The organism is Streptomyces spororaveus (assembly GCF_016755875.1).
Classification (GTDB): Bacteria; Actinomycetota; Actinomycetes; order Streptomycetales; family Streptomycetaceae; genus Streptomyces; species Streptomyces spororaveus.
On record NZ_BNED01000005.1, the window covers coordinates 1,873,482 to 1,896,647 of the forward strand.

13 protein-coding genes are annotated in these 23,166 nt (G+C 72.7%); 6 read left to right on the top strand and 7 right to left on the bottom strand.

Annotated features, from left to right (window positions below; translation table 11 throughout):
• Positions 1-34: 34 nt before the first annotated feature.
• A complete protein-coding gene (gene gcl, locus Sspor_RS11235) occupies positions 35-1,822 on the bottom strand; it encodes a glyoxylate carboligase (RefSeq protein ID WP_202198941.1) in 1,788 nt (595 codons plus the stop codon).
• 267 nt (positions 1,823-2,089) lie between these two features.
• On the opposite strand from gcl, the gene Sspor_RS11240 reads away from it, so the two are divergent.
• Both Sspor_RS11240 and Sspor_RS11245 read left to right on the top strand, forming a co-directional pair.
• On the top strand, positions 2,090-2,908 hold the full coding sequence (locus tag Sspor_RS11240; RefSeq protein ID WP_202198942.1) for a hypothetical protein: 819 nt from the start codon (positions 2,090-2,092) through the stop codon (positions 2,906-2,908).
• 107 nt (positions 2,909-3,015) lie between these two features.
• The gene (locus Sspor_RS11245; protein WP_202198943.1) at positions 3,016-3,504 is read left to right on the top strand and encodes a glutathione peroxidase; all 489 of its coding nucleotides are present in this window, start codon (positions 3,016-3,018) and stop codon (positions 3,502-3,504) included.
• A gap of 7 nt (positions 3,505-3,511) precedes the next feature.
• Here Sspor_RS11245 and Sspor_RS11250 read toward each other — a convergent pair whose 3' ends face one another.
• A complete protein-coding gene (locus tag Sspor_RS11250; protein WP_237403804.1) occupies positions 3,512-5,203 on the bottom strand; it encodes an AMP-binding protein in 1,692 nt (563 codons plus the stop codon).
• Between the two features lie 119 nt (positions 5,204-5,322).
• Positions 5,323-6,432: a winged helix DNA-binding domain-containing protein gene (locus Sspor_RS11255; RefSeq protein ID WP_202198945.1), complete on the bottom strand. Its 1,110-nt coding sequence runs from the start codon at positions 6,430-6,432 to the stop codon at positions 5,323-5,325.
• Between the two features lie 237 nt (positions 6,433-6,669).
• Between Sspor_RS11255 and Sspor_RS11260 the strand changes: the two genes are divergently transcribed.
• The 3 genes from Sspor_RS11260 (at position 6,670) to Sspor_RS11270 (ending at position 13,663) form a co-directional block, all read left to right on the top strand.
• A complete protein-coding gene (locus Sspor_RS11260) occupies positions 6,670-6,885 on the top strand; it encodes a DUF6243 family protein (RefSeq protein WP_202198946.1) in 216 nt (71 codons plus the stop codon).
• A gap of 404 nt (positions 6,886-7,289) precedes the next feature.
• Entirely contained in the window at positions 7,290-13,382 is a 6,093-nt protein-coding gene (locus tag Sspor_RS11265; protein WP_202198947.1) for an FG-GAP-like repeat-containing protein, read from the top strand.
• Between the two features lie 2 nt (positions 13,383-13,384).
• A complete protein-coding gene (locus Sspor_RS11270) occupies positions 13,385-13,663 on the top strand; it encodes a hypothetical protein (RefSeq protein ID WP_202198948.1) in 279 nt (92 codons plus the stop codon).
• A gap of 74 nt (positions 13,664-13,737) precedes the next feature.
• On the opposite strand, the gene Sspor_RS11275 is transcribed toward Sspor_RS11270, so the two are convergent.
• The 4 genes from Sspor_RS11275 to Sspor_RS11290 all read right to left on the bottom strand — a co-directional run bounded on the left by Sspor_RS11275 (position 13,738) and on the right by Sspor_RS11290 (position 21,911).
• On the bottom strand, positions 13,738-18,327 hold the full coding sequence (locus tag Sspor_RS11275; RefSeq protein WP_202198949.1) for a HEAT repeat domain-containing protein: 4,590 nt from the start codon (positions 18,325-18,327) through the stop codon (positions 13,738-13,740).
• Positions 18,328-18,464: 137 nt separating this feature from the next.
• Positions 18,465-18,590 carry an ALQxL family class IV lanthipeptide gene (locus tag Sspor_RS11280; RefSeq protein WP_189745961.1) on the bottom strand — a complete coding sequence of 42 codons (126 nt, stop codon included), beginning with the start codon at positions 18,588-18,590 and terminating at the stop codon, positions 18,465-18,467.
• An 84-nt stretch (positions 18,591-18,674) separates the two neighbouring features.
• A complete protein-coding gene (gene lanL, locus Sspor_RS11285) occupies positions 18,675-21,569 on the bottom strand; it encodes a class IV lanthionine synthetase LanL (protein ID WP_202198950.1) in 2,895 nt (964 codons plus the stop codon).
• 126 nt (positions 21,570-21,695) lie between these two features.
• Positions 21,696-21,911 carry a hypothetical protein gene (locus Sspor_RS11290; protein ID WP_202198951.1) on the bottom strand — a complete coding sequence of 72 codons (216 nt, stop codon included), beginning with the start codon at positions 21,909-21,911 and terminating at the stop codon, positions 21,696-21,698.
• Between the two features lie 204 nt (positions 21,912-22,115).
• Between Sspor_RS11290 and Sspor_RS11295 the strand changes: the two genes are divergently transcribed.
• On the top strand, positions 22,116-23,156 hold the full coding sequence (locus Sspor_RS11295) for a helix-turn-helix transcriptional regulator (protein ID WP_202198952.1): 1,041 nt from the start codon (positions 22,116-22,118) through the stop codon (positions 23,154-23,156).
• Positions 23,157-23,166 lie beyond the last annotated feature (10 nt).

Consider the following 23,166-nt stretch of genomic DNA (forward strand, 5'->3'; position numbering starts at 1 on the left):
AGGAACGGGGGCCGTCGGGTGACGCGGGGGCGGATCAGACCTGCAGGGCCTTGATCGCGGTCGGGGCGTGGCCCGGCTCGGTCGCGAGCTCTTCGAACTCGGTGACGTCGCTCATGTCGACCGTCTTGCTCATCGCGATGTTGGTGATGCGCTCCAGGATGGCCTCGACGACGACCGGGACCTGGAACTCCTGGGCCAGCTTCTTGGCCTCCTCGAAGGCCTCGCCCAGCTTGTCCGGGTCGGTGACGCGGATCGCCTTGACACCCAGGCCCTCGGCGACCTTGACGTGGTCGACACCGTAGACACCCAGCTCGGGGGTGTTGATGTTCTCGAACTCGAGGTTGACCTCGAAGTTGATGCCCAGGCCGCCCTGCGCCTGACGGATCAGGCCCAGGTAGGCGTTGTTCACGAGGACGTGGACGTAGGGGACCTTGTGCTGGGCGGCGACCGCCAGCTCCTCGATCATGAACTGGAAGTCGTAGTCGCCGGACAGCGCGACGATCGGGGTCTCCGGCTCCGCGGTGGCGGCACCGATGGCGGCCGGGATGGTCCAGCCGAGCGGGCCGGCCTGGCCGCAGTTGATCCAGTTGCGCGGGCGGTAGACGTGCAGGAACTGCGCGGCGGCGATCTGGGAGAGGCCGATGGTGGTGACGTAGCGGGTCTCCGGGCCGAACGCCTTGTTCATCTCCTCGTAGACGCGCTGCGGCTTCAGGGGGATGTTGTCGAAGTGCGTGCGGCGCTGCAGGGTCGCCTTGCGGTCCTGCGCGGAGGCGGCCCAGGCGGAGAAGTCGGGCAGCCTGCCCTCGGCCTTGAGCTCCTTGGCGATCTCGATGAAGAGCTCCAGCGCGGCCTTGGCGTCGGAGGCGATGCCGAAGTCCGGGGCGAAGATCTTGCCCAGCTGGGTCGGCTCGATGTCGACGTGGACGAACTTGCGGCCCTTGGTGTAGGCGTCGAGGTTGTAACCGGTGTGACGGTTGGCCCAGCGGTTGCCGATGCCGAAGACGAAGTCCGACTCCAGGAACGTCGCGTTGCCGTAGCGGTGCGCGGTCTGCACACCGACCATGCCGGCGGCCAGCTCGTGGTCGTCCGGGATGGTGCCCCAGCCCATCAGGGTGGAGATGACGGGGACGCCGACCAGCTCGGCGAACTCGACCAGCAGGTCGGAGGCGTCGGCGTTGATGATGCCGCCGCCGGCGACGATCAGCGGGCGCTCCGACTCCAGCAGGAACTGCAGGGCCTTGGCGGCCTGGGCGCGGGTGGCCTGCGGCTTGTAGACCGGCAGCGGGGAGTAGGTCTCCGGGTCGAACTCGATCTCGGTCAGCTGGACGTCGATCGGGAGGTCGATGAGGACCGGGCCCGGACGGCCGGAGCGCATCAGGTGGAAGGCCTCCTGGAACACGCCCGGGACCTGCGCGGCCTCCAGGACGGTCGTGGCCTTCTTGGTGACCGGCTTGGCGATCGAGGCGATGTCGACGGCCTGGAAGTCCTCCTTGTGGAGCTTCGAGACCGGGGCCTGACCGGTGATGCACAGGATCGGGATGGAGTCCGCGATCGCGGAGTACAGGCCGGTGATCATGTCGGTGCCGGCCGGACCCGAAGTACCGATGCAGACACCGATGTTGCCCGCCTTGGCGCGCGTGTAGCCCTCGGCCATGTGCGAAGCGCCCTCGACGTGGCGGGCGAGGGTGTGCGCGATGCCGCCCACGTTCTTGAGCTCTCGGTAGAACGGGTTGATCGCTGCACCGGGGACACCGAACGCTTGTTCGACACCCTCGATCTTGAGGATCTCCACTGCAGCGGCGGCGGCTGTCATACGAGGCATCGAGTTCTCCTGCGGGTCTGGCGGTCAGGCTTTTCCGTAATCCGGAAGTTTTGTTCTGCTATACGGAACAAGCTAAGCGGCGACTCCTGCGACGTCAAGGCGGTAGGGCACCCCGGAAGACACCAAAAGCCGCATCTCGGTCGACGACTTGTACAAATCACTGATCCGCCGGCGGGAATCCCCCGGAAAAGGCGTGCGGCCTCGCCCCGGCGGTCGCCGGTGGTGGAGCATGGACCTACGCACAGCGACGGAGGGGGTCCAGGTCTCATGGCGGAAGCGGTACCGGTGCGCTGCCCGGCGTGCCTGCGCGAGAACGGTTACACCGCCCCGGTCTTCCCCTGCGCCTGCGGAAGCCCGGTCCATCCCCCGCTGGACCTGGCGGCGCCGCCGATTCCGCTGACCCACCGGACGTGGTCGGACACCTGGGTGAGCGTGCGCTGTACGACGTGCGGCCGGGAGAGCGAATGGCCGCATCCCGAGCTCGGATGCGGTGCGTGCGGGACGGTGGTGCTGATTCCGGTGCATCCGCCGGAGGCGCCGGGGACCCCGGCGGGTCCGACCGGCACGCCCGCTGCGGCCGCCGGTCCGGATCGGGGCAGCGCCGCAGGCGCAGGCGCAGGACGTGCGGGCGGACCCCCCGGTGGACCCTTGGGCGGGCACCCGGCGCACATCCCGCCGCCGCCGACCGCCCCGGTGCCGCGGCCCGCGTTCCGCCCGGTGACCATCCGTACGGCCCGCGACGCGGTGGCCACGGCCGCGCTGTACCTGCGCTGGCTCGGCTTCCGGGACGTGCGGCAGCCCGACGGGCGCCCGATCCCCGCAGCGACCGTGGACCTGCGGGCCCCGGGCCTGGTCGCCCAGGTGGACCCGACCACCGCGCCGGCCGGGCTGCGTGCGGTGGAGTGCGTCTGGCTGAACGGGCTCACCGCCTCGGCGACCAGCGTCTACTTCGCGCTCGCGGGGTACACGGAGGACGCCCGGGCCCGCGCGGACGATCTCGGGATACCGCTGTTCGTCATGGACCTGACGGGCATGCCGCAGCCGGTCAACGACCCGGCGGACGCGCTGGTCGGGCCGGACGCGTAGGCGGCCCCTCGCGCCGATCAGGCCCGCGAGTCCGGCAAGATCGGCATGATCGGCAGGCCACCCCCTAAGCTCGTAGGCATTGCCTGCTTCCTGCCCAGGAGAGTCCGATGAGCCTGTACGACATCCCCCTGACCACCCTGTCCGACGAGCCCACCAGTCTCGCCGCCCACAAGGGCAAGGCGATCCTCCTGGTGAACACGGCCTCGCAGTGCGGGCTCACCCCGCAGTACTCGGGACTGGCCCGCCTGCAGTTCACGTACGAGGAGAAGGGCTTCACGGTCATCGGCGTGCCCTGCAACCAGTTCGGCGAGCAGGAGCCCGGGACCGCCGAGGACATCCAGACCTTCTGCGCCGCCGGTTTCGGCGTCACCTTCCCGATCCTGGAGAAGTCCGAGGTCAACGGCGAGAACCGGCACCCGCTCTACGCGGAGCTGGTGAAGACCCCGGACGCGGAGGGCGAGGCCGGGGACATCCAGTGGAACTTCGAGAAGTTCCTGATCTCCCCCGCCGGCGAGGTCGTGGCCCGCTTCCGCCCGCGCACCGAGCCCGAGGCGCCCGAGGTCATCGCCGCGATCGAGGCGCACCTGCCCGTGTGAGCTCCCCTCAGTCCAGGTCGGCCTCGTGGTACTCCTCGGCCGACCCGGCCGCGGTGAGCTCCCGCAGTTCCACCCGGCGGATCTTGCCGGACACGGTCTTCGGGAGCTCGCCGAACTCGATGCGGCGGATCCTCTTGTACGGGGACAGCACCGCGCGGGAGTGCTCGAACAGCACCCGGGCCGTCTCCGGCCCGGGCTCCCAGCCGCCCGCGAGGGTGACGTACGCCTTCGGGACCGCCAGCCGCAGCGCGTCCGGGGCCGGGACGACGGCCGCCTCGGCCACGGCCTCGTGCTCCAGCAGGGCGCTCTCCAGCTCGAACGGGCTGATCTTGTAGTCCGAGGCCTTGAACACGTCGTCGGAGCGGCCGACGTAGGTGAGGTACCCGTCGGCGTCGCGCGCGGCGATGTCACCCGTGCGGTAGAGCCCGTCCGCCATGGCCTCGGCCGTGCGCTGCGGATCGTCGCGGTAGCCGGTCGTCACCCCGGCGGGCCGGGTGCGCAGGTCCACGCAGAGCTCGCCCTCGTCGGGGGACTCCTTGCCGGTGACCGGGTCCAGCAGGACGATCTCGTAGCCGGGCGCCGGGCGGCCCATGGAGCCGGGCTTGACGGGCACCCCGGGGAAGTTCCCGACCTGGAGGGTGGTCTCGGTCTGGCCGAAGCCGTCGCGGATGGTGATGCCCCAGGCCGCCCGGACCCGCTCGATGACCTCCGGGTTGAGCGGCTCCCCGGCGGCGACCGCCTCGCGCGGGGGCCGGGCCAGCTTGGTGAGGTCGGACTGGATCAGCATCCGCCACACGGTGGGCGGGGCGCAGAAGGTGGTCACGCCGTGCCGGTCCATCTCGGCCATCAGCCGCTCGGCGTCGAAGCGGGTGTAGTTGTGGACGAAGACGGTCGCTCCGGCGTTCCACGGGGCGAAGAGGTTGGACCAGGCGTGCTTGGCCCAGCCGGGCGAGGCGATGTTGAGGTGCACGTCGCCGGGGCGCAGCCCGAGCCAGTACATGGTGGAGAGGTGCCCGATGGGGTACGAGGCGTGCGTGTGCTCGACGAGCTTGGGACGGTCCGTGGTGCCGGAGGTGAAGTAGAGCATCAGCGGGTCGGTGGCGAGGGTCTCGCCGTCCGGCGTGAAATCGCCGTCGGCGGTGGCCGTGTCGGCCAGTCGCAGCCAGCCGTCGGGGACCTGGTCCCCGACGGCGATCCGGGTGTAGCCGCCCGGTACGCCGTCGAACTTGGCCGTGTCCTCCACGCGCACGACGACATGGCGCACCTGCCCGCGCTCGACCCGGTCGCGCAGGTCGGCCGGGCCGAGCAGCGGGGTGGCGGGGATGACGACGGCACGCAGTTTCATCGCGCCGAGCATCACCTCCCACAGCTCGCGCTGGTTGCCGAGCATGACCAGGATCCGGTCGCCGGGCGCGACGCCCTGCTCACGGAGCCAGTTGGCGGCGGCGCCGGACCGCAGGGAGAGCTCGGCGAAGGTGAGGGCCCTGCTGGTGCCGTCCTCCTCGACGATGCGCAGGGCGTCGGAGTCGTTCCCGGCGGCGATGTGGTCGAACCAGTCCAGGGCCCAGTTGAAGCGGTGGGGGCGGGGCCAGGTGAATCCGGCGTGGGCGGCCTCGTAGTCGCCGCGGCGTTCCAGCAGGAAGTCCCGCGCGGCCAGGAACTGGGCGGTGGCATGGTCCCGCGTACTCTCGGTCGTCATGACGGGCATCGTGCCGCCTCCGGTGTACGGACCACCAGTGCGGCGTCAGCCGCGAGTTGACCGTCCGGGGGGCGGTCCCGGGCGCCCGGGGGCCTTGCCGGCCCGTCCGGACGCGCGGGTCAGGGCTTGATCGGTCCGAACCGTACGGACGCGGCGCCGGATCCGCCGGACTCGCCCATCCCCGCCACCATCAGCTCACCCTCGGCGACGATCTCCTCCCGCGCCGCCTTGGGGACCGGCCCGAACAGCTCGACGGTGAGCACCCGCCCCTCCAGCTTCCACAGGCCGGCGAGGAACCCGTCCACGAGCAGGGTGCAGTGGGCCTGGTTCCCGGTCCATGTGCGCCCCTTGATCTCGGGGGCGACCACACGGGTGCGGTCGGCGTGCGAGAGCAGGAGGTTGTCGAACTCCGGGAGGAAGCGGGGCGGCGCCGGGGTGTCCGCGTCGGGGCGGGGGGCGTCGGGGACGTCGAAGAGCTCCACGCCGTTCTCGTCCTGGAAGACGAGGAGGTCCGGGCGCAGCCGCTCGAAGGCCTCGCGCAGCCGGGTCAGACCGGCCCAGGTCTGCATGTCCTTGACGGAGGCGGGCCCGAAGGCGGCGAGGTAGCGCAGCACGGCCTCGTCCACGGACTGCGCGGCACCGGCGGGCTTCCCGAGCCAGCTCTCGACGGTGGTGAGCCGGACCTGGCCGCTGCGCCCCCACACCCCGCGCGGGGTGACCTGGACCAGCGGCAGCAGGCAGCGGGCGGCGACGGACAGCGACTGCGGGTCGGCGTCGGGCCAGTCCCGCAGGAGCTCCTCGCGGATCTCGCCCATGGTGCGCGGCTCGCTCTCGACGAAGGCGCGGGCGCGCCGCGCGAGCCGGTCCAGGTCCACGCCCGCGAGCCCCTTGCGGAAGTAGGTGACCTCGCGGTCGCGGGCGGGCTGGACGAGGGGCCGCAGCGTCAGGGCGTCCTGGGCGGTGTGCGTGTGGATCGTCGACCGCATGGTGACCATCCGGACGACCTCGCGGGACTCCATGGGCCCGGCCAGATCGGCGGGCCGGAAACCGGCGAGCCGGGCGTGCAGCTGGAAGTACGGCGGCTTCACGTTCTGCGCCTGCAGCCCGAGGAGGTGCCCGACGGCGTCCCCCACGGTCGTCTCGGCACGGCTCAGCAGCAACTGGCGGGAGAGCGTGGCACGGTTCAGAGCGCGGGTGCCGAGTACGGGATGGGTCGTCCTGGAAGCCATGACAGCAAACTAACCCCCCTTGCGGACAGGTTCCGTCCGCAACTCGATGCCGGAGTCTCTCCGGCGATCACGCGGGGGCGGGAAGAGCCTGGTGTGCGGGGCCTCCGGAACCGGGTACCGTCGTTGTCATGTTCTTCCAGACGCCGATTCACGAGTGAGAGCGTGACGGGCCGCTGCCGCGCCCGTCCCCCACCGATGAATCCGTAGATCACTTCACATCATGACCCGGGAGAACCCGTGACCGACAGCAAGAACATCAACAACCCCGTGGGCCAGGGCGGCGGGCAGCGCAAGAAGCTGTCCCGCGCCGAACGGCAGAACAACGGCCCGCACCGCAACCTCGACCGCCGCAACGCCGCCGACCAGAAGGCGGAGCTGGTGCGCAAGATGCGCGAGAAGGCCGCCGCGGCCAAGGACGCCGAGCAGGCGGCCGACGACACCACCCAGAACTGACACCACGCCGCAAGACATCCCATCAGCAGGGCCCGGACCCGTCACCACGGTCCGGGCCCGGCCGCGGTACGGGCCCCTGTCGGCGAACAGCGATTATCGGCCACATGTTCGATATTCGTTTCGCTTGGCTCATGCCGTGACAGACGATCTGTCTGTTTCCTATGGGGGTGGGGTGAGCCATGTTCAGATCCGCGCGTCGCGGTGTCGTACTCACACTGGCATCAGCGTTACTGGCCGTATCCGGGGCCGCTGAGGCAGGGGCGGCCCAAGCGGCTCCCCGGGCCGCGCAGCCGCCGCCTTCGGCGGTGACGCGCTCCGCCGGGGACCTGCCGAAGCCGCCCCGGGCGATGTCTCTGGCGGAGCGCCGGGAACAGATGGACCGCGCCAACGGCGATCATTCGCCGATGCGGGGATTCGTACAACCGAAGCCCCCCAACCTCCCGGCCTCTCCGGCCGAGAAACCGGGCACACCGCTCAAGGCGGGGCCCGCCGCCAAGCCGCTGGCCGAGCGCAACAGCACGTCAGGGCTCGCGGCGGCGGGCGTTCCGAACCCCGACTGGGTATCGGCCTACGCGACCGCCTACCCGGCCACGCTGTCGATCGGCGGGCAGACGAAGTTCTCCTCGGTCGCGGCCTCGTCCGTCTCGGGTCTGTGGCTGTACGTCATGGACGAGCAGAAGAACCCGGTCCTCCAACAGGAGATCAAGCGGGCCACCGACGATCCGTCCGGCAAGTACGTGGAGAACGGCGCGTGGTGCTACGGCTGGTGGCCGTCCAGCTCCTACCCGGTGGACCAGTGCTTCTGGTGGAGCTCCAGCCTGCTCGGCGGCCATCTCCAGGACGGCAAGAAGTACTACGCCTGGATCTTCCTCATGGGAGCCGACGGCTCGTCGAGCCCCGGCGGGACCACCTCGCCGCTCGTCGAGGCCTTCTACACCCCTGACATTCCGGGTACCCAGGCCGGGCTGTGCACCTGCTACGGGCAGTCGTACCGGGCGGACCCGGTCAACACGGCGACCGGCATGTTCTACGACCGGAACACCGATGCGGCACTCCCGGGTGCCGGCACGCCCTTCTCCCTGGACCGCACCTACCGCTCCGACTCCACCACCGCCGGACTCCTGGGCCGGGGCTGGTCGACTCGCTTCGACTCCAAGCTGACGATCGCCGCCGGCAGCGGGGCAACGCTGCTGACGGCCGACGGTGCGCAGGTGGTCTTCAAGGAGCAGGCGGGCGGCGCCTACCGAACCCCGGCCGGCTCCACCCTGAAACTGGCCAGAACCGGAACGACCTACGTGGTCACCACCACCGACCACACCCGGCACACGTACAACGCATCGGGCCAGCTCACCTCCCTGACCGACCGCGGCGGTCAGGGTCTCACGCTCACCTACTCCTCGGGCCGCCTCACTTCGGTCACGGACGCGGCGGGCCGGAGCATCCCGTTCACGCTCGATGCGGCGGGACTGCTGACCAAGGTGGCGCTTCCCGACGGGACCGCGGTCTCCTACAGCTACACAGGGGGCCTGCTGACCTCCGCCACCGACCAGGCCGGCAAGGCCGTCACCTACACCTACGGCGCCGACAAGCGGGTGGCCACCGTCACCGGCCGCGGTGGCGGGAAGATCTCGAACACCTACGACGCGGCCGGCCGGGTCGTCTCCCAGACGGACGGCTCGGGCAGGACCACGACGTTCGCCTGGGACAACAAGCGCGAGTCCCACACCACCGACCCGAACGGCGGCGTCTGGACCGACGTGTACTCCGGCAACGTGCTGCTGGAGAGCACCGACCCGTACGGGAAGAGGGTCTCGTACGGCTACGACCGGAACCTGCGCCCCGTGTCGATCACCGATGCGCGCGGCAACACCACGGAGATGACGTACGACGCCGCCGGCCGCATGGCCACGCGGAAGTCTCCCGCCTCCGCCGGGCTCACGGAAAGCTGGACCTACGATGCGGCGGGGAACATCGCGGGCCACACCGACAGCCGGGGCAAGGCCACGGCGTACACCTACGACGCCGCCAACCGCCTCGCGTCGAGCACCGATCCGTCCGGCGGAAAGGTCGTCTACGCCTACACCGGCACGGGCGCGCTCGCGAGCCTGACGTCTCCGCGGGGCAAGGCCACCGCCTACGCCTACGACCCGGCCGGCAACCGTACGTCCGTCACCACACCGGCGGGCGAGAAGACCACGTTCCGCTACGACGCCGCCGGGCGGGTCACCGCGATGACCGACCCGCGGGGCAACGTCGCCGGCGCCGACCCGGACGCCTTCACCACGACGTACGCGTACGACCCGCGTGGTCTGCTCGGCTCCGCGACGGACCCCCTCGGCCGCACCACCACGTACGGCTACGACGACGCGGGCCGACTCACCTCGGTGAAAGACCCGGCGGGCCGGACCACCGCCTACGCCTACGACACGGCCGGACGGCTCACCAAGAGCACGAGTCCCGCGGGCAAGACCGCGACGCGCACCTACGACGCCCACGGCAACCTGACATCCTCCACGGACGCCCTGGGCAACAAGACCACCTACACCTACGACAAGTCGAACCGGCTGCTCAGCGCGGTCTCGCCCCGCGGCAACGCATCGGGGGCCAACGCCGCGGCCTACACGACCAGCTACGGCTATGACGAAAGCGGCAACCGGACCACGGTCACCGACCCGTCGGGCGCCGTCACGACCACCGCCTACGACGCGCTGAACCGTCCCGTCTCCGTCACCGACGCCCTGGGCCAGATCACGAAGACCGCCTACGACGGCAGCGACAACGTCCTGTCCACGACCGACCCGCTGGGGAAGGTCACCCGCCACACCTACACCGACACCGGGCTCGCCGCCTCCTCGACCGATCCGCTGGGCCGGGTCACCTCGTTCGACTACGACGCGGATGGAAACCAGACGAGCGTCACGACGCCGCTGGGACACAGGAGCACGTCGACGTACGACGCCGACGGGCGCCTGGCCACCCAGGTCGAGGCCCGGGGCAACGCCGCCGGGGCGGATCCGGCCAAGTTCACCACCACGTACGCCTACGACCCGGCGGGCAACCTGACCAAGGTCACCAACCCCCTGGGCAAGGCGACCGGCACCTCGTACGACGCGGCCAACCAGGTGGTGGCGTCGACGGACGAGCTGGGCAGGACGACCAGGACCGACTACGACGAGCTCGGGCGGATCGCGAAGGTCACCGGTCCGGACGGCGCGGTCACCAGCTACGCGTACAACGCGGCCGGTGACCTCGCCACGCGCAAGGACCCCAACAACCACACCACCACCTACGGGTACGACGACGCCGGACGGCAGACCTCGGTCACCGACCCGCTCGGCCGCAAGGACACCTTCGGCTACGACCCCGACGGCAACCGCACCACGGTCACGAATGCCCGCGGAGTCACGGCCACGGCGACGTTCGACGCCCGCGGCCTTGCGACGGCGGTCGGCTACGGCGACACCACGCCGCAGGCGTCGGCCACGTACGACGCCCTCGGGCGACGCAAGACGGTCACGGACGCCACGGGTACCCGGACCATGGGCTTCGACGCGGCCGGTCGGCTGACCGGAGTCACTCCGAGCACGGGCAAGGGCTCGTACAGGTACACCTACGACGACGCCGGGCAGCTGACCTCGCGGACCATCGACTACACCGCTCCCCAGCCGCTGGACTGGAGCGGCGCCGCGCAGACCTCCTCCGGGGACCTCAACGGAGACGGCTACACCGATGTCGTCCGTACCGACGCCACCAGCGGCGTCCGCACGTTCCTCGGACGCGCTGACGGCACCTTCACGACCGGGACGACCCGCAGCGGCTCGGGCACCGGCTTCCAGCAGATCCTCGCCCTCGAGTACACCGGAGACGGCAAGCTCGACCTGCTGGCCGTCGACAAGGCGACCGGCCACCTCCTGCGCTTCGACGGCGACGGCAAGGGCGGTTTCGCCGCCGCCGTCGACCTCGGAGCCGGCTGGGGAGCGATGACCCTCACGCCGGGCGATTTCAACAAGGACGGCAAGCAGGACTTCCTCGCCATCAGCTCCACCGCCAATGCCCTGTACTTCTACCCGGGCAACGGCACCGGAGGCTTCGCCGCCCGCACCGACGTCGGTCCCGGCTGGGGTGCCTACCGTGTCGTCCCCATCGAGTACAACGGTGACGGCAAGCTCGACCTCCTCGCCGTGAACCCGGCCGACGGGCACCTGTACTTCTACCCCGGCGACGGGGCGGGCACCTTCGGTACCCGTACCGACCGCGGCGCGGGCTGGGGCGCGATGCAGCTCGTGCCCGGCGAGTTCAACAACGACGGCAAGCAGGACTTCCTCGCCGTCGACACCGCCAACCACAAGCTGCGCTTCTATCCGGGCAACGGCACCGGCGGGTTCGGCACCTACATCGTCCAGTCCGACGACTGGACCCCGTACGGGACTCCGGCGGTGGGACGCTTCGGCTCCTCCACCAACCAGGGCATCGTGGCCCCGGACAACGCCAACCGGCTGCGCAAGTGGAACGGTGACGGCAAGGGCAAGCTGACCGGTGCCGCCGTCGCGACCGGCCCGGCAGGCGGCGCGAAGGTCAGCTACGGCTATGACGCCGACGGACGGCGCACCAGCCAGGCCGGTTCGGCGGGCACCGTCTCCTACGGCTACGACCCGGACGGCAGGCTCACGAGCACCACCCTGCCGACGGCCAACGGCCACGTCGAGAACCGCGCCTACGACAACGCGGGCCGGCTCACCTCCGTCACCAGCAGCAAGGGCGCCGCCGTCCTCGCCGGGTGGCAGCTCACCCTCGATGACGCCGGCCGGGCCACCCGGGTGGCAGCGACTCGTTCGGGCCAGCCGGCGAGCTACCAGTACTACGGATACGACAGCGCCGGCAGACTGCTCACCGACTGCACCTCGACCACGTCGGCCGCGAGCTGCCCGGACCTCACTGCCGCCACCACCTACACGTACGACTCCGTGGGCAACCGCAAGACCCAGACCAGGGCGGGCACCGCCACCACCTACACCTACGACGACGCGGACCAGCTCACGACCGCCGCCACGGGGTCCACTCAGCGCGGCTTCACCTACGACGCCGACGGAAACCAGACGTCGGACGGCACGAACACCTTCGGCTACGACGCGAAGAACCAGCTCACCTCGGTCACCGCCGGTGCGGACACGTACGCCTTCACCTACGACGCCGACGGCTACCGGACCAAGGCCGCCAAGGGCAGCACGGTCCTGCGCACCTCCTCCTGGGACGTCAGCGGATCCCTGCCCGTCATCGGGTCCGAGTACAACGCCGCCGGCAGCCGGACCGCCGAGTACCAGTACAACCCGCTCGGCCAGATCCAGACCGAGACCACCGGCGGCAGCGGCTACTTCCTCCACCACGACCAACTCGGCTCCGTCACCGACGTCACCGACACGAACGGCGCCGCGCGAATCCGCTACGGCTACACCGCGTTCGGTGAAGCCACCAGGACCGATGTGGCGGCCAACCCGCCCGCCACCCCGTTCACCTACACGGGCGCCTACACCGAGCCCGCCACCAGCGCGGCCGGCTACTACCTGAGGGCCCGCAACTACGACCCCACCACCGGCCGCCTCACCGGAACCGACCCGGCGGCCCTTCCCGCCGGCAGGCCGTACACCTCCGCCTACGCGTACGCCGACAACTCGCCCACCCGCTTCACCGACCCGACCGGCCACACTCCGGACGACCCCGGCGACGGCAAGGTCCATTCGGTCGGCGAGGCCGCCGGCATCATCGGCGACGGCCTCGTGGAAGGCGCCAAACTCCCCTTCCAGTTCGTCGCGGACGTCTACCACGCCCTCCGGGGCCAGAACGGCGGGGCCGGCGGGTTCCTCGACAAGTACCTCCCCGTCCGGCCGGCGTACCGGCTCTACAAAGCCGCCGAGATGTTCCGCGACCAAGGCTGCGAGGAGCTCTACGACGTCTACAGCCGGACTGCGGACGAACTGGCCCAGCAGGTCGTGGTCGCGGGCCTCGGTGGTCTGCGCGGCTGGCAGCGTGACGCGGCGATGCCCGTCGGAGGGGCCGGCCGCTACTACGGGCCCACCGCCGAGACACGTTTCGGTGCGCCGTACTACACCCCTCTTCACCCCGAGAGTTCGGCGAGGATCAACCCCGAGGGCGGGCGCAGGAACTGCGGCCTGTGCGCCATCGCCGGTGACGAGCTCATGGCGGGCAAGAACCCCGCGCCCGTCGCCGGGGCTCCCATGCCGCTGACACGCGCCCAGATGAGCGAGAGGACCGGCAAGCCCTGGGTCAAGATGAACGGAGCCACGCCGCTGGTGAATCAGATGCTCCGCTGGGGTCCTGGGGCCCGGGCCATCGTCGGGGCATGGCCCAAGACCGGGACGGGGCACTACTACAACGTCATCAACACAGATGGAAAAATCATCTTCCTCGACTTCCAGACCGGAAAGCCGAGGCCGTTCGCGGAGCGGTACGACGAGTGGTACCTCATGAGGATGAACTGACCGTGCTCACCATCGAAGAAGCCCTCGCGGCGGCGTCGGACTTCCTGACCGAGGACAGCCGGTCCTGGGACTCCACAGACGTGCGGATCATCCCTGAGGCGTGCTTCGTCGAGCAGGGGCGGCTCATCGCCCCGTACGACCACGCGGACTACCTGGACCGCGGGAAGGACGACATGCGCCTCGCAGGGAACCTGCCGATCGCCGTCGACCTGACCACGGGCGCGTGTTCGATCGTCACCTGGGACGAACTCGACGACTTCGCGGAGCGCGGCCTGCTGTAGGCCGGCCGTCACCGCGTACCGGATGTCGCCCCACACCCCGCTTCGCGGGTGTGGGGCGACGTCTGTTCCGGGTGTTACCGGTCCTCGGGGGCGGTCGTGATCTGTTCGATGACCTCCGTGTAGCGGGACCGCCTGTCGGGACGGGCGCGGACGGCGGCGTGTCCGAGGGCGGGGATCGCCGGCGCTCCCATGCCGATGAGCCCCTCGGCCGCGGTCCTGCGCACGACGGGATGGGAGTGCTCCAGCATTCCGGTCAGGGCGGGTATCGCGGGCGCCCAGTGCGCGCGGCAGAGAATCCGGATCGCGGTGCGCACCAGATCCGGCCGGGGGTCGTCCAGCAGGACCGCCGTGTGGTGGAGGTAGCTCTGCCGGTCCAGCACGGCCCGTGAAGTCCGGTGAGCGTGCAGGCGGATCCCGGGCTTGGGATGACGCAGCAACTCGCCGATCAGGTCCTTCAGGCGGGGGTCCTGATCCGGCTCGGGGCCGCTGTGCCCCTCGGCCAGGTGGGCGAGTGCCCGGCGTACCCGCACCGGGTCGCCGGTGCGGGCCTCGTCCAGCAGCTCCTGCCGGGACGGGGGGTGCGGCGCTTCCGGCGACGCGGCCCGCGCCCGGGCGCCGTTGCGGTCGCGGAGCGCCTCCAGCGCGGCGGCGTCCTGCCGTACGGCGTCCGGCCGGCGCAGCGGACCCTCGACGAGGAGCAGTCCGTCCGCGAGGTCGTCGCGTCCTTCGGCGCGCAGCCGCCGACAGGTCCGCGTCAGCGCGGGGGTGCGCAGCAGGGGACGCCCGCGGAGCAGGTCGAGGAATCCCCAGGCGCCGGCGTCGAGCCGGTCGCCGAGGTGCTCCGCCAGCACGTCGGAGGGGACATGGCGCAGCGCCTGCCCGGCGGCGGAGCTGCCGGCCGGCGGGTCGTGCTCCCACCATTCCAGCAGGAGCGGGACCAGCGGTTGCAGGTCCCCCGGGTCGAGCCGGCTCGCCGCCAGGGCGACCCTGCCGTGCAGGATGCCGTCCGCGCGGAGTTCGCTCGCGCCGATGGTGTTCAGGGCGCGGGCCAGGCCGGCATCGACGGGTACGTCGACCCGGCCTCGCAGGAACGCCCGGAGCACGGGAAGCCGGGCCTCGGGTTCGGGCCACTCCAGGAGCGCCAGGGCCGCGGTGTGCCGGTGGTCCGGAGCGGATGCCCGCAGCATGGCCAGCAGGCGCTCCCGCAGTGCGGTCGAACGGGGCTGGTCGAGGTCGTCGGCGTGCACGGTCCGCGGTCGCGGCGCGGGCGCCTGGGCGGTCTCGGCGATGGTCCAGGGCGGTGCGTCGAGCGGCTGGAGGTCCGTCATCCGGTCGACGAGCGCGGCGCGGGTCCCGGGGCCGGCCGAGGCGTAGGCGTCGATCAGCGCGCTCAGGCGCTCCCGGGAGCCGGGGGCGCGGTCAGCGTGCCGGTCCTGCTCCGGGCCGCTCGGCGTCCGCACCGCGGCGTCCGACGAGGCGGCCGCGGGCGGCCGAGGGACGTCGAACGCGTCCCGCAGCACGGCGGTCTCGGCCTGCCAGGGGTCGGCGCCCGACCGGGCCGACGCAAGTGCCTGTTCGAGGTCGGCGCGGACCAGCACCGCGCCGAGGCCGCGGAGCAGCGGCAGCGGGGACCGGCTCCCCGGTACGGGGGGCAGTGCGCGTACGGCATCGGCGACCGTCGGTTTCGCGGCCGCCGGCAGAGTCGGCGCGACCGCTTCGAGCACCGTGACGAGGTCGTTCCGGTCCTCCGCCGAGGCCTCGGCGAGCCCGTCGAGCAGGACCCGGGTGGACCGGGCGAAGGCGGTCAGTTCCCCGGTCGTCCACGGTGCGGGGCACAACCGGAGGACAAGCCTCAGTACGCGGCCCCGCGCGGCGGGTTCGGAGCCGGCCAGCCGCAGCCAGTCCGCCAGCAGGGGGCGCAGCACGCGCAGTTGCGCGGGGTGCGGCTGCTCGGGGCTGTCGGCGAGGCGTAGCGCGACCGAGGGGTTCCAGCCCTCGGCCGTCAGCGACCTGATGGCGCGGTCCGCTCCGGTGTGGGCCGCCGGACGCGGTGCGGCGGGCGGGGTGATGCCGTGCTCGGCCAGGGCCGTCGACAGCTCCTCGACCGTCCCGGAAGCGAGGCCGACCCGGCCTGATGCGACCAGCGCGAGCAGGGTCGGTGCGACCCGTGATCCCTGGGCGTCCAGCGCGAGGACCGAGCGCGCCGACAGGGTGCGGTCGAGGCCTTCCAGCAGCAGTTCGCGGGCGCGGCCGTTCTCACTGTGTTCGGCGGCGGCGAGGACGGTCGCCGGGTACGCGTCGCCGAGGACGGCGCGCAAGGCCTCGACGAGCGCACCGCGCAGGCCCGGATTGTCGTGACGCCCGAGCTCCAGGAGCAGTGCCGGTACCGCCGTGGGCGTGCCCGCGCGGGCCAGGACCCCGGCGGCGGTCTTCTTGATGTTCATGTTCGGATGGCCGAGACACGCGGCGATCGCGGTGGAGGCCCAGCGGGCCCGCGCGTGGCCGAGGGCGAGCAGCGCCTGCCGGACGGTCTGGACGTCCCGGGCCGCGGTCAGCGCGATCAAGGTCGCCGACAGCGCCTGCGCGTCGTCCCCGGTGGTGTCGCGGGCGAGCAGCGCGATCGCATGCTTGCGCACGTGCCGGTCGCGGTGCCGCAGCAGGTGGTGCACCCGCGCACGGGTGCGTGCGGAGGGGGTTCGGAGCAGGAGTTCGAGCAGGATCGCCTGCTCGGCGCTCGACAGTCCCGGCCGGTCCAGCAGATCCAGGCCCATGGTCGCGACGAGTGCGTGTCCGGCCTCGGCCGCGGTCGCCGCGTCGAGCAGGCAGGACGGTCTGATCCGCCCCCGCTCGTGGAGACGACGGCCCAGGCCGCGCACGGCGTCCACGATCTCCTGGGGTACCACCGGCTCCCCGGCCGGCGGTCCGCCTCCCGGTCTCGGGGCGGCTCCGCCCGGTTCCCGGGACGCCGCCAGCTCGGCCACGACGCGCAGGAGCAGGTCCGCGATGACCGGCAGGGTGCCGGCGCCGCCGTGGGCGGCCAGTGTGCACAGGGCCGCCACCGGTGCGTCCGGGTCCGGACGGGAACTCAGAAGGGCCAGTTCCCGCTCGTCCGGGCCACCGAGATCCGTCGCGATGCGAGCCGGCAGATCGGCGGGGTCGAGGCGGACGAGGAGGGCCTGCCGCTGTGCCGGATCGTGGGTCAGATGCCAGAGGATCTCAAGGGCCCGGTGCCGCACCGCGCGCAGATGCGGCGCGATCACACCCGCGCCCCGCGCCGTGGCGAGACCGAGCCCTTCCCTCAGCGCCGTCGCCGTCGGGGGCCCGCCGATGGCCTCCAGAGCGTCCAGGGCCGCGGCGGGAGCGGAGGGCAGGAGAGCGATCACGGCGTCCTCGGCATCCGCGTGGCGCAGCGCACGGATCGCGTCGAGGAACGGCCCCGGCACGGGGGCCGAGGGAAGAGCCCGTGTGATCGCGTCCCCGATCGGCAGCTCCCCCGCCCCCTGTCCGGCCAGGGCGACCAGCAGCGCGAGCCGCCGCGGCCAGCCCGGATCGTCGGCGGGCGCGTCCGTCAGGACCCGGAACACCGTCTGCCGGCAGGTGAACAGGATCGTCGCGACCTCGTGGGGCGCGATCGAGTGATCGGCCAGCGCCAGGCCGATGACGGTCGGGACGTGGGCATCGGCCGGGAAGTGCCCGCGCCGGTGGAGGCCGCGCAGGCAGGTCAGCGCCGGCCCGCCGAACAGCAGGGGGTCCCGTGCGGCGGCGGCCGACAATGCGCCGATGTCACCGCGGTCCGCCAGCTCACCGAGCAGTTCCATCGCGCGCCGTCGAAGGCCGGGCGGCAGCTCCTCGTCGTCGAGGACCTGCCACAGCAGGCCGCGGTGCCCGTGATGGGAGGCCGCCGCGAGCGCGGCATCGGCGACCCCGGGCCGTGCGCTCACCGCATCGGCGGCGAGGAAGGGGGTCAGGAGCCCCGGCGGGAGGGGGTCCAACGCGGCCCACGGCTCGCTTAGTTCACCCAGTACGCCGGCGACGACGTCCGCGCTGTCGGCGCCGAGCAGGCCGATCAGGTACGCGCGCACCCGTACGGGGGCCAGCAGGCCGGCGCGCAGCCCCTGCCGGGCCAGCTGGAGCGCCACGGCCTGCACCACCGGGTCACCGCTGCCCACCAGCTCGTCCACGAGCCGCTCGGGCCGGTACGCGCAGGTGACGGTCATGCCCCGCACGGCCTGGTACAGCAGTTCGCCCCGGGGCTCCTTCCGGATCACCGCCGGCTCGTCGAGGATCTCGGCGCGCAGCCAGGCGGTCTGTACGCGGGCCGGCAGCCCGGCCGTACGCCACGAAGGCCGGCGGTGCCCCCGGATGTACGGCCCCAGGCGTTCGTGGAGCCGCGCCTGGACGAGCGCCGCCTCCGGCGTCTCCTCCACCGATACCGGCAGCAGCTGCGCGAGTTCGGCCAGCTCCCGTTCGCCGACCGTCCGGTCCGGCGTGACGCGTTCGGCGAGGAGGACCAGCCCCAGGTGCCGCAGGCGGGGATCGTCGTGCCGGACCAGGTGTTCGAAGACGGCCGGTGTGCAGAGCCGCGCGTCAAGGCGGCCGGACAGCCGGCCGACGTCAGTTCGACGCACGGCATCGAGGAAGGACTGGTCTGCCTGCGTGATCATCGTCGGATGCTAACGGGGACGTTCCGCGCCCCACCACCGGGTTCCACCCGAGGGGGAGGCTGAGGGAGGGGACCGGTGCCGGGCTCCGGTCCCCTCCCGGGGGGCGGCGCAGGGGTCGCCGCCGGTTCAGCGGGCGATCAGCAGCCGCTCGTGTGCCAGCGGCAGGCGGTGATCAGCGCGGCGGCGTGCTCCTCGCCGCGGGCGTCCTCGGTGCGGACGTCCTCGGGCAGTACCTGGAGGGCATCGATGTCGAACTCCGCCATGGCGGTCTCCTTCTGTGGGATGGGACGGTGGTGAACACCGGCCCCGACGGGGCCGGCAGCCGGTGGCCGGAAGCCACCGGACACTCAGGGGTGGGCGGATCCGCCCTCGGGCAGCCACGCTCTCGGGCCGCCGTAGCGCAGCCGCAGGAGGAGCGACAGGCTCCCGGCGAGGCCGGTGGCGTACTCGGCCAGTACGCCCTTGCGGTTCTCGTCCGGTACCAGCAGCCGGCCGTCGCGCAGCACCGCCTGGGCCGCCATGTGCTCGACCATCAGCTCGGCCGCGGCCCGGTGGCGCGTGTCGCCCGTCAGCTCGGCGGCGTCGAGCAGGAACTCGGCGTTGCCCGCGAGCCCGTGGCAGGTGGCGGGTGAATCGGTCACCCTGCCCGCCGCGACGGCGGCGGCCGCGCCGTCCACCAGGTCGGCCAGACGCGCGTCGCGGGCGCCGGTGGCCGACCGGAGCCGGACCAGGAAGGTGCCCACGCCGGAGGACCCGCTGCACCAGTGCCTGGCCAGGTCCGGGGAGTCCGTCAGGTGCCGGGCCCGGTCGACCGGCCACAAGGTGCCCGCCGGTCCGCGGCGGGCGGCCTCGGCGAGCGTGGCGCCCGCCGCCACGGCGGCGGCGTGCAGCCGTTCGTCGCCCGTCGCCCGCCAGGCGAGGAGCAGGAAGGTGCCGACGCCGGCCACCCCGTGCGCGAACCCGTAGTGCCAGGCGCCCGCCAGACCGGAGTCGAAGTCCTCGGGCACCGGCCAGAAGATGCCCTCGGGCGTACGCCGGGCCGCTGCCAGCAGCCCTTCGGCGGCCTGCGCGGCCCGGTCGAGGAAGCGGCGGTCCCCCGTGGTGCGCCAGAAGTGCAGCTGGGTCAGGCCGGCGCCGGCCGCACCGTGGCAGACGTCCGGGTTGGGCCACTCCACGGGCAGCGCCAGGGCCAGCGCGGCGGCGCGTTCGGTGAGCGCCGCGTCCCGCAGCGCCCGGGCGGCGTCGAGCAGGGCCCAGGCCGTGCCCGAGCGGCCGAAGTGGAGTCCGGGCAGGCTGCCGGGCAGCGCCTCCTGCCGGTCCGCCGTCCAGAGCGCCGCCGTACGCAGCCCCGCGTGCAGGGCCTGCCTGGTGACCGGTGCTCCGTACGGGGAGCCGGCCGCGAGGTCGTCCGCGTGGCACAGGGCCCGGGCGAGCACGCCCACCGCGCCGGCCGAGCCGTGCTGGAGGGCCACCGGGTCGCAGGTCTCGCCGAAGGAGTCGGCGGCCCAGAGCCGGTCGGGGTCCGCCGGGCGCATGGTGGCCAGCAGGTGGGCGATGCCGTCGTGCAGCAGCCGTGCGCGCACCGCCGCGGGCTCCGCGGGCCCGGCCGACCGCGTGGACGCCGTCGCCCTCGCGGCCCCGGTGGCCCCCGTCGTGCGGGCGGGTGCGGCCCGCGTCGGCGGTTCCGCCGCGGCCGGGCCGGCGGTGAGGTACTGCCGGGCCCGCTCCAGGGTCCAGCGGTCCGCGGGCGTGTCCCGCATCAGCCCGCGGACCAGCGGCCCGTAGCGCCGTACGAGCGGCTGGTCGCGGCCCAGCAGATCCAGGAGCCGGGACAGCCGCTCCTCGTCCGGGCGGGCCCCGGCCGCGGGCCGGTCCTCCGCGAAGAGCGTATCCGCGCCGGTCAGGGCGTGCAGGACGGTGGCGCCCAGGGCGTACAGGTCCACGCCGGGACCGAACGCGGGGGCCACCGGGTCGGCGGCGCGCAGTTCGGGGGCGGTGTAGCCGGGGGTGGCGCCGAGCACCCAGCGTTCGCCCTCGCGGGCGGCCATCTCCAGGTCGATCAGCCGCAGCTCGCCGCCGGGGGTGACCATGATGTTGTTGGGGTTGAAGTCGTGCAGGGTGAGGCCGAGTTCGTGGGCGCCGCCGACGAGTTCCAGCAGCTGCCCGACGAGGGAGGCGGCGGTCGGCCCGTCGGGGCAGGCGGCCCCCTCCCGGATCAGCCGCTCGGCGACGGTCCGGCGCAGGGTCGCCCCGGGCACGGACTCGGCGACCAGGAAGGCGCTGCCCTGCTGCTCGAACACCTCGACGAGCCGGGGAACCCGGTCGGGGAACTGCCGGCCGAAACGCTGCAGGAGGGTCGCCTCCCGGCGCAGCAGGTCCCGTACGTCCAGCCCTTCGAGTCCCGCGCCCACATGGGGACGGGCCTGCTTGACGACCACCGGGGCGCCGGTGGCGATGTCCTCCGCCCGGAACACGCCTCCCTTGTTGGAGTGCTGGATCGCTCCGCGTACGAGGTAGCGCTCGTGCAGCAGCACCGGTTTCGCGGTGGCCGTGCTGCGGGCCGGCGCGGCCGGGCGGTCCGGGAACGGGTCGTCCGCCCAGGACGGCGGGCTGTACCAGGCGTTGCGCTCGTCGGGCACCGGGCGTCCCTCGGGGTCCCTCAGGCGGGCGGCGAAGGCGCCGTCGGCCGTGAGTTCGGGCTGCGCCGCGAACACCCCGTAGCGGTAGTAGACCTGACTGTCCGGCAGATAGCGCCGGTCGGAGAGCACGGCGGGTCCGGGCAGCCCCACGGTGGCCCGGTGCAACTCCTCGGCGAGCAGCCGGAACTGGGCGTCGTCGACCGGGTAGACCGTGAGGAACTTGCCGCCTCCGCCCCGGGCGAAGCGCCCCGAGACCAGGGCGGCGACCCGTGCGGGACTCGCCGCGAACTTGAACGGCGCCCGGTGGGCGGTCAGCACCTCGGCGGCCCGCGCCAGCACTAGCGGGGCCGAGAGCGGGGTGGCGGAGACGTGCAGTTTCCACCCCTGGGTGCGGCGGACGGCGTCGCCCGGCCGGACGTGGCACCAGAACTCGCCCGGTTCCACGGCCCAGTCCGGTGTCTCCCCCGCCCGTCCGGCTCCGCCCCGCGCGAGGACGGCGCGTACCAGATCGGGCAGCAGCGCCAGGTCCGCGGGGCCCTCGGCGCGGGTCCGCCGGGGCTCGCCGAGGGGCGGCCGGGACGCGGTCTCGGGCAGTGATGACACGTTCTACGACCTCGCACTTCGGACGGGGTACTTCGCGGGCGGAACCGATGGGACGGACCGGGGTGGGACGAGCGGGCCGGGAAGGATCCGGAAGAGACGGCCTCGGCCCAGGCCGAAAGAGACGGCCTAGTGGAGGGGCCGGATGTAGCCGTCGCCCCAGCTCGTGTCGAGAGGGTCCGCGGCGAGGACCACGGTCGCCCCGTCCCGCGCACGCCGGGCGTCCTGCGCAATCCCGTGGCTCCCGGAGCCCTCCCCCGGTCCGGCCCCCGCTTCGGCGGCGACCTGGGCTCCGCCGGCCAGCAGGACCGCGAGGAGGAGCAGACAGCGGAAGGCTCTGGACATGGGGCAGCTCCTGGATGGGGAGGGCGTGGATCGGGCGGCGTACGCCCGCGCCGGGCGGTTCGCGCCCTGGGCCGGCCTGGCGGGTCGTGGTGTGGCCCGGCCGGAGCTCAAGGCTCATACGGGTGTGCCCCCTTGGTCCAGGCCCGTGAGCTGGCAATAGCCTGCATGGCACGGAAGTAGCACGGCCGCATTGCGGGGGAAAACATGACCATCCATACGAAATCCATCGAACTGCCGCGGTTGGACGCCCGGGCCGTCGCGGTCTTCGAGTACGCGCTGTCGCGGGGCAGCCTCAAGAGATGGCCGCACGACGCACCCGAAAACCTCGGAATGAGCCCGCGGGACGTCGAGGACGCCTGCCGCACCCTGCTGTCGCTCCGACTGCTGCGCCCGGCACCCGACTGCCCCGAGGAGCTGATGCCGGTCAGCCCGGACGCGGCCGCGGCCGAGGCGGTCGGCCCGCTGGAGGCCCAGGTCGCACAGGCCGCCGCGCACGCCCAGTCCGTACGCGAGGACCTGCGCATGCTGATGCCCCACTACCGCGCCGCCCAGCGCGAACGCGACCACCAACAGGGCGTGGACGTACTGCCCGACCTCACGGCCGCCTCGGCGATGCTCACCCAGGAGTCGGCCCGCTGCCGGGAGGAGGTGTTCAGCATCCAGCCGGGCGGCGGCCGCGCCCCGCACCGCCTCGGGGACGCCATCGAACGGGACCTCGCGATGCTCCGCCGCGGGGTCGTGATGCGCACCCTCTACCAGCACTCGGCGCGCGCCAGCCTCTCCACGCAGGGGTACGTGGAGACGCTCACGGAGGCCGGCGCCGAGTACCGCACCGCCGCCGAACTCCCGGACCGGGCCGTGGTGTTCGACCGCTCGGTGGCCTTCCTGCCGCGGCGCGCCGACGGCGGCCCGGGAGAGGGAGCGGTACTGGTCCGGGACCCAGACGTGGTCGCGTACCTGTGCCGGGTCTTCGACCAGGCCTGGTCCGGCGCGACCCCCTTCCACGGCAGCAGCGAGGCCGCGTACAAGGAGGTCGGCCCGAGCATGCGCCGGGCGCTGGTCGGGCTGCTGGCCGAGGGCGCCAAGGACGAGGTGATCGCCCGGCGGATGGGCATGTCCCTGCGTACCTGCCGCCGCCACATCGCCGACCTGATGGAGGAGCTCGGCGCCGAGAGCCGCTTCCAGGGCGGGGCCCTCGCCGAACGCGCCGGACTCACCACGGCGGTGCGGCCCGCGGCCGAGTAGCCCGCCGCGG

Excerpts from the sequence above, each read along its gene's own strand:
- gcl (WP_202198941.1), bottom strand. The coding sequence starts at position 1,822 with ATGCCTCGTATGACAGCCGCCGCCGCTGCAGTGGAGATCCTCAAGATC.
- Sspor_RS11240 (WP_202198942.1), top strand. The coding sequence starts at position 2,090 with ATGGCGGAAGCGGTACCGGTGCGCTGCCCGGCGTGCCTGCGCGAGAAC.
- Sspor_RS11245 (WP_202198943.1), top strand. The coding sequence starts at position 3,016 with ATGAGCCTGTACGACATCCCCCTGACCACCCTGTCCGACGAGCCCACC.
- Sspor_RS11250 (WP_237403804.1), bottom strand. The coding sequence starts at position 5,203 with ATGACGACCGAGAGTACGCGGGACCATGCCACCGCCCAGTTCCTGGCC.
- Sspor_RS11255 (WP_202198945.1), bottom strand. The coding sequence starts at position 6,432 with ATGGCTTCCAGGACGACCCATCCCGTACTCGGCACCCGCGCTCTGAAC.
- Sspor_RS11265 (WP_202198947.1), top strand. The coding sequence starts at position 7,290 with ATGCGGGGATTCGTACAACCGAAGCCCCCCAACCTCCCGGCCTCTCCG.
- Sspor_RS11275 (WP_202198949.1), bottom strand. The coding sequence starts at position 18,327 with ATGATCACGCAGGCAGACCAGTCCTTCCTCGATGCCGTGCGTCGAACT.
- Sspor_RS11280 (WP_189745961.1), bottom strand. The coding sequence starts at position 18,590 with ATGGCGGAGTTCGACATCGATGCCCTCCAGGTACTGCCCGAGGACGTC.
- Sspor_RS11290 (WP_202198951.1), bottom strand. The coding sequence starts at position 21,911 with ATGTCCAGAGCCTTCCGCTGTCTGCTCCTCCTCGCGGTCCTGCTGGCC.
- Sspor_RS11295 (WP_202198952.1), top strand. The coding sequence starts at position 22,116 with ATGACCATCCATACGAAATCCATCGAACTGCCGCGGTTGGACGCCCGG.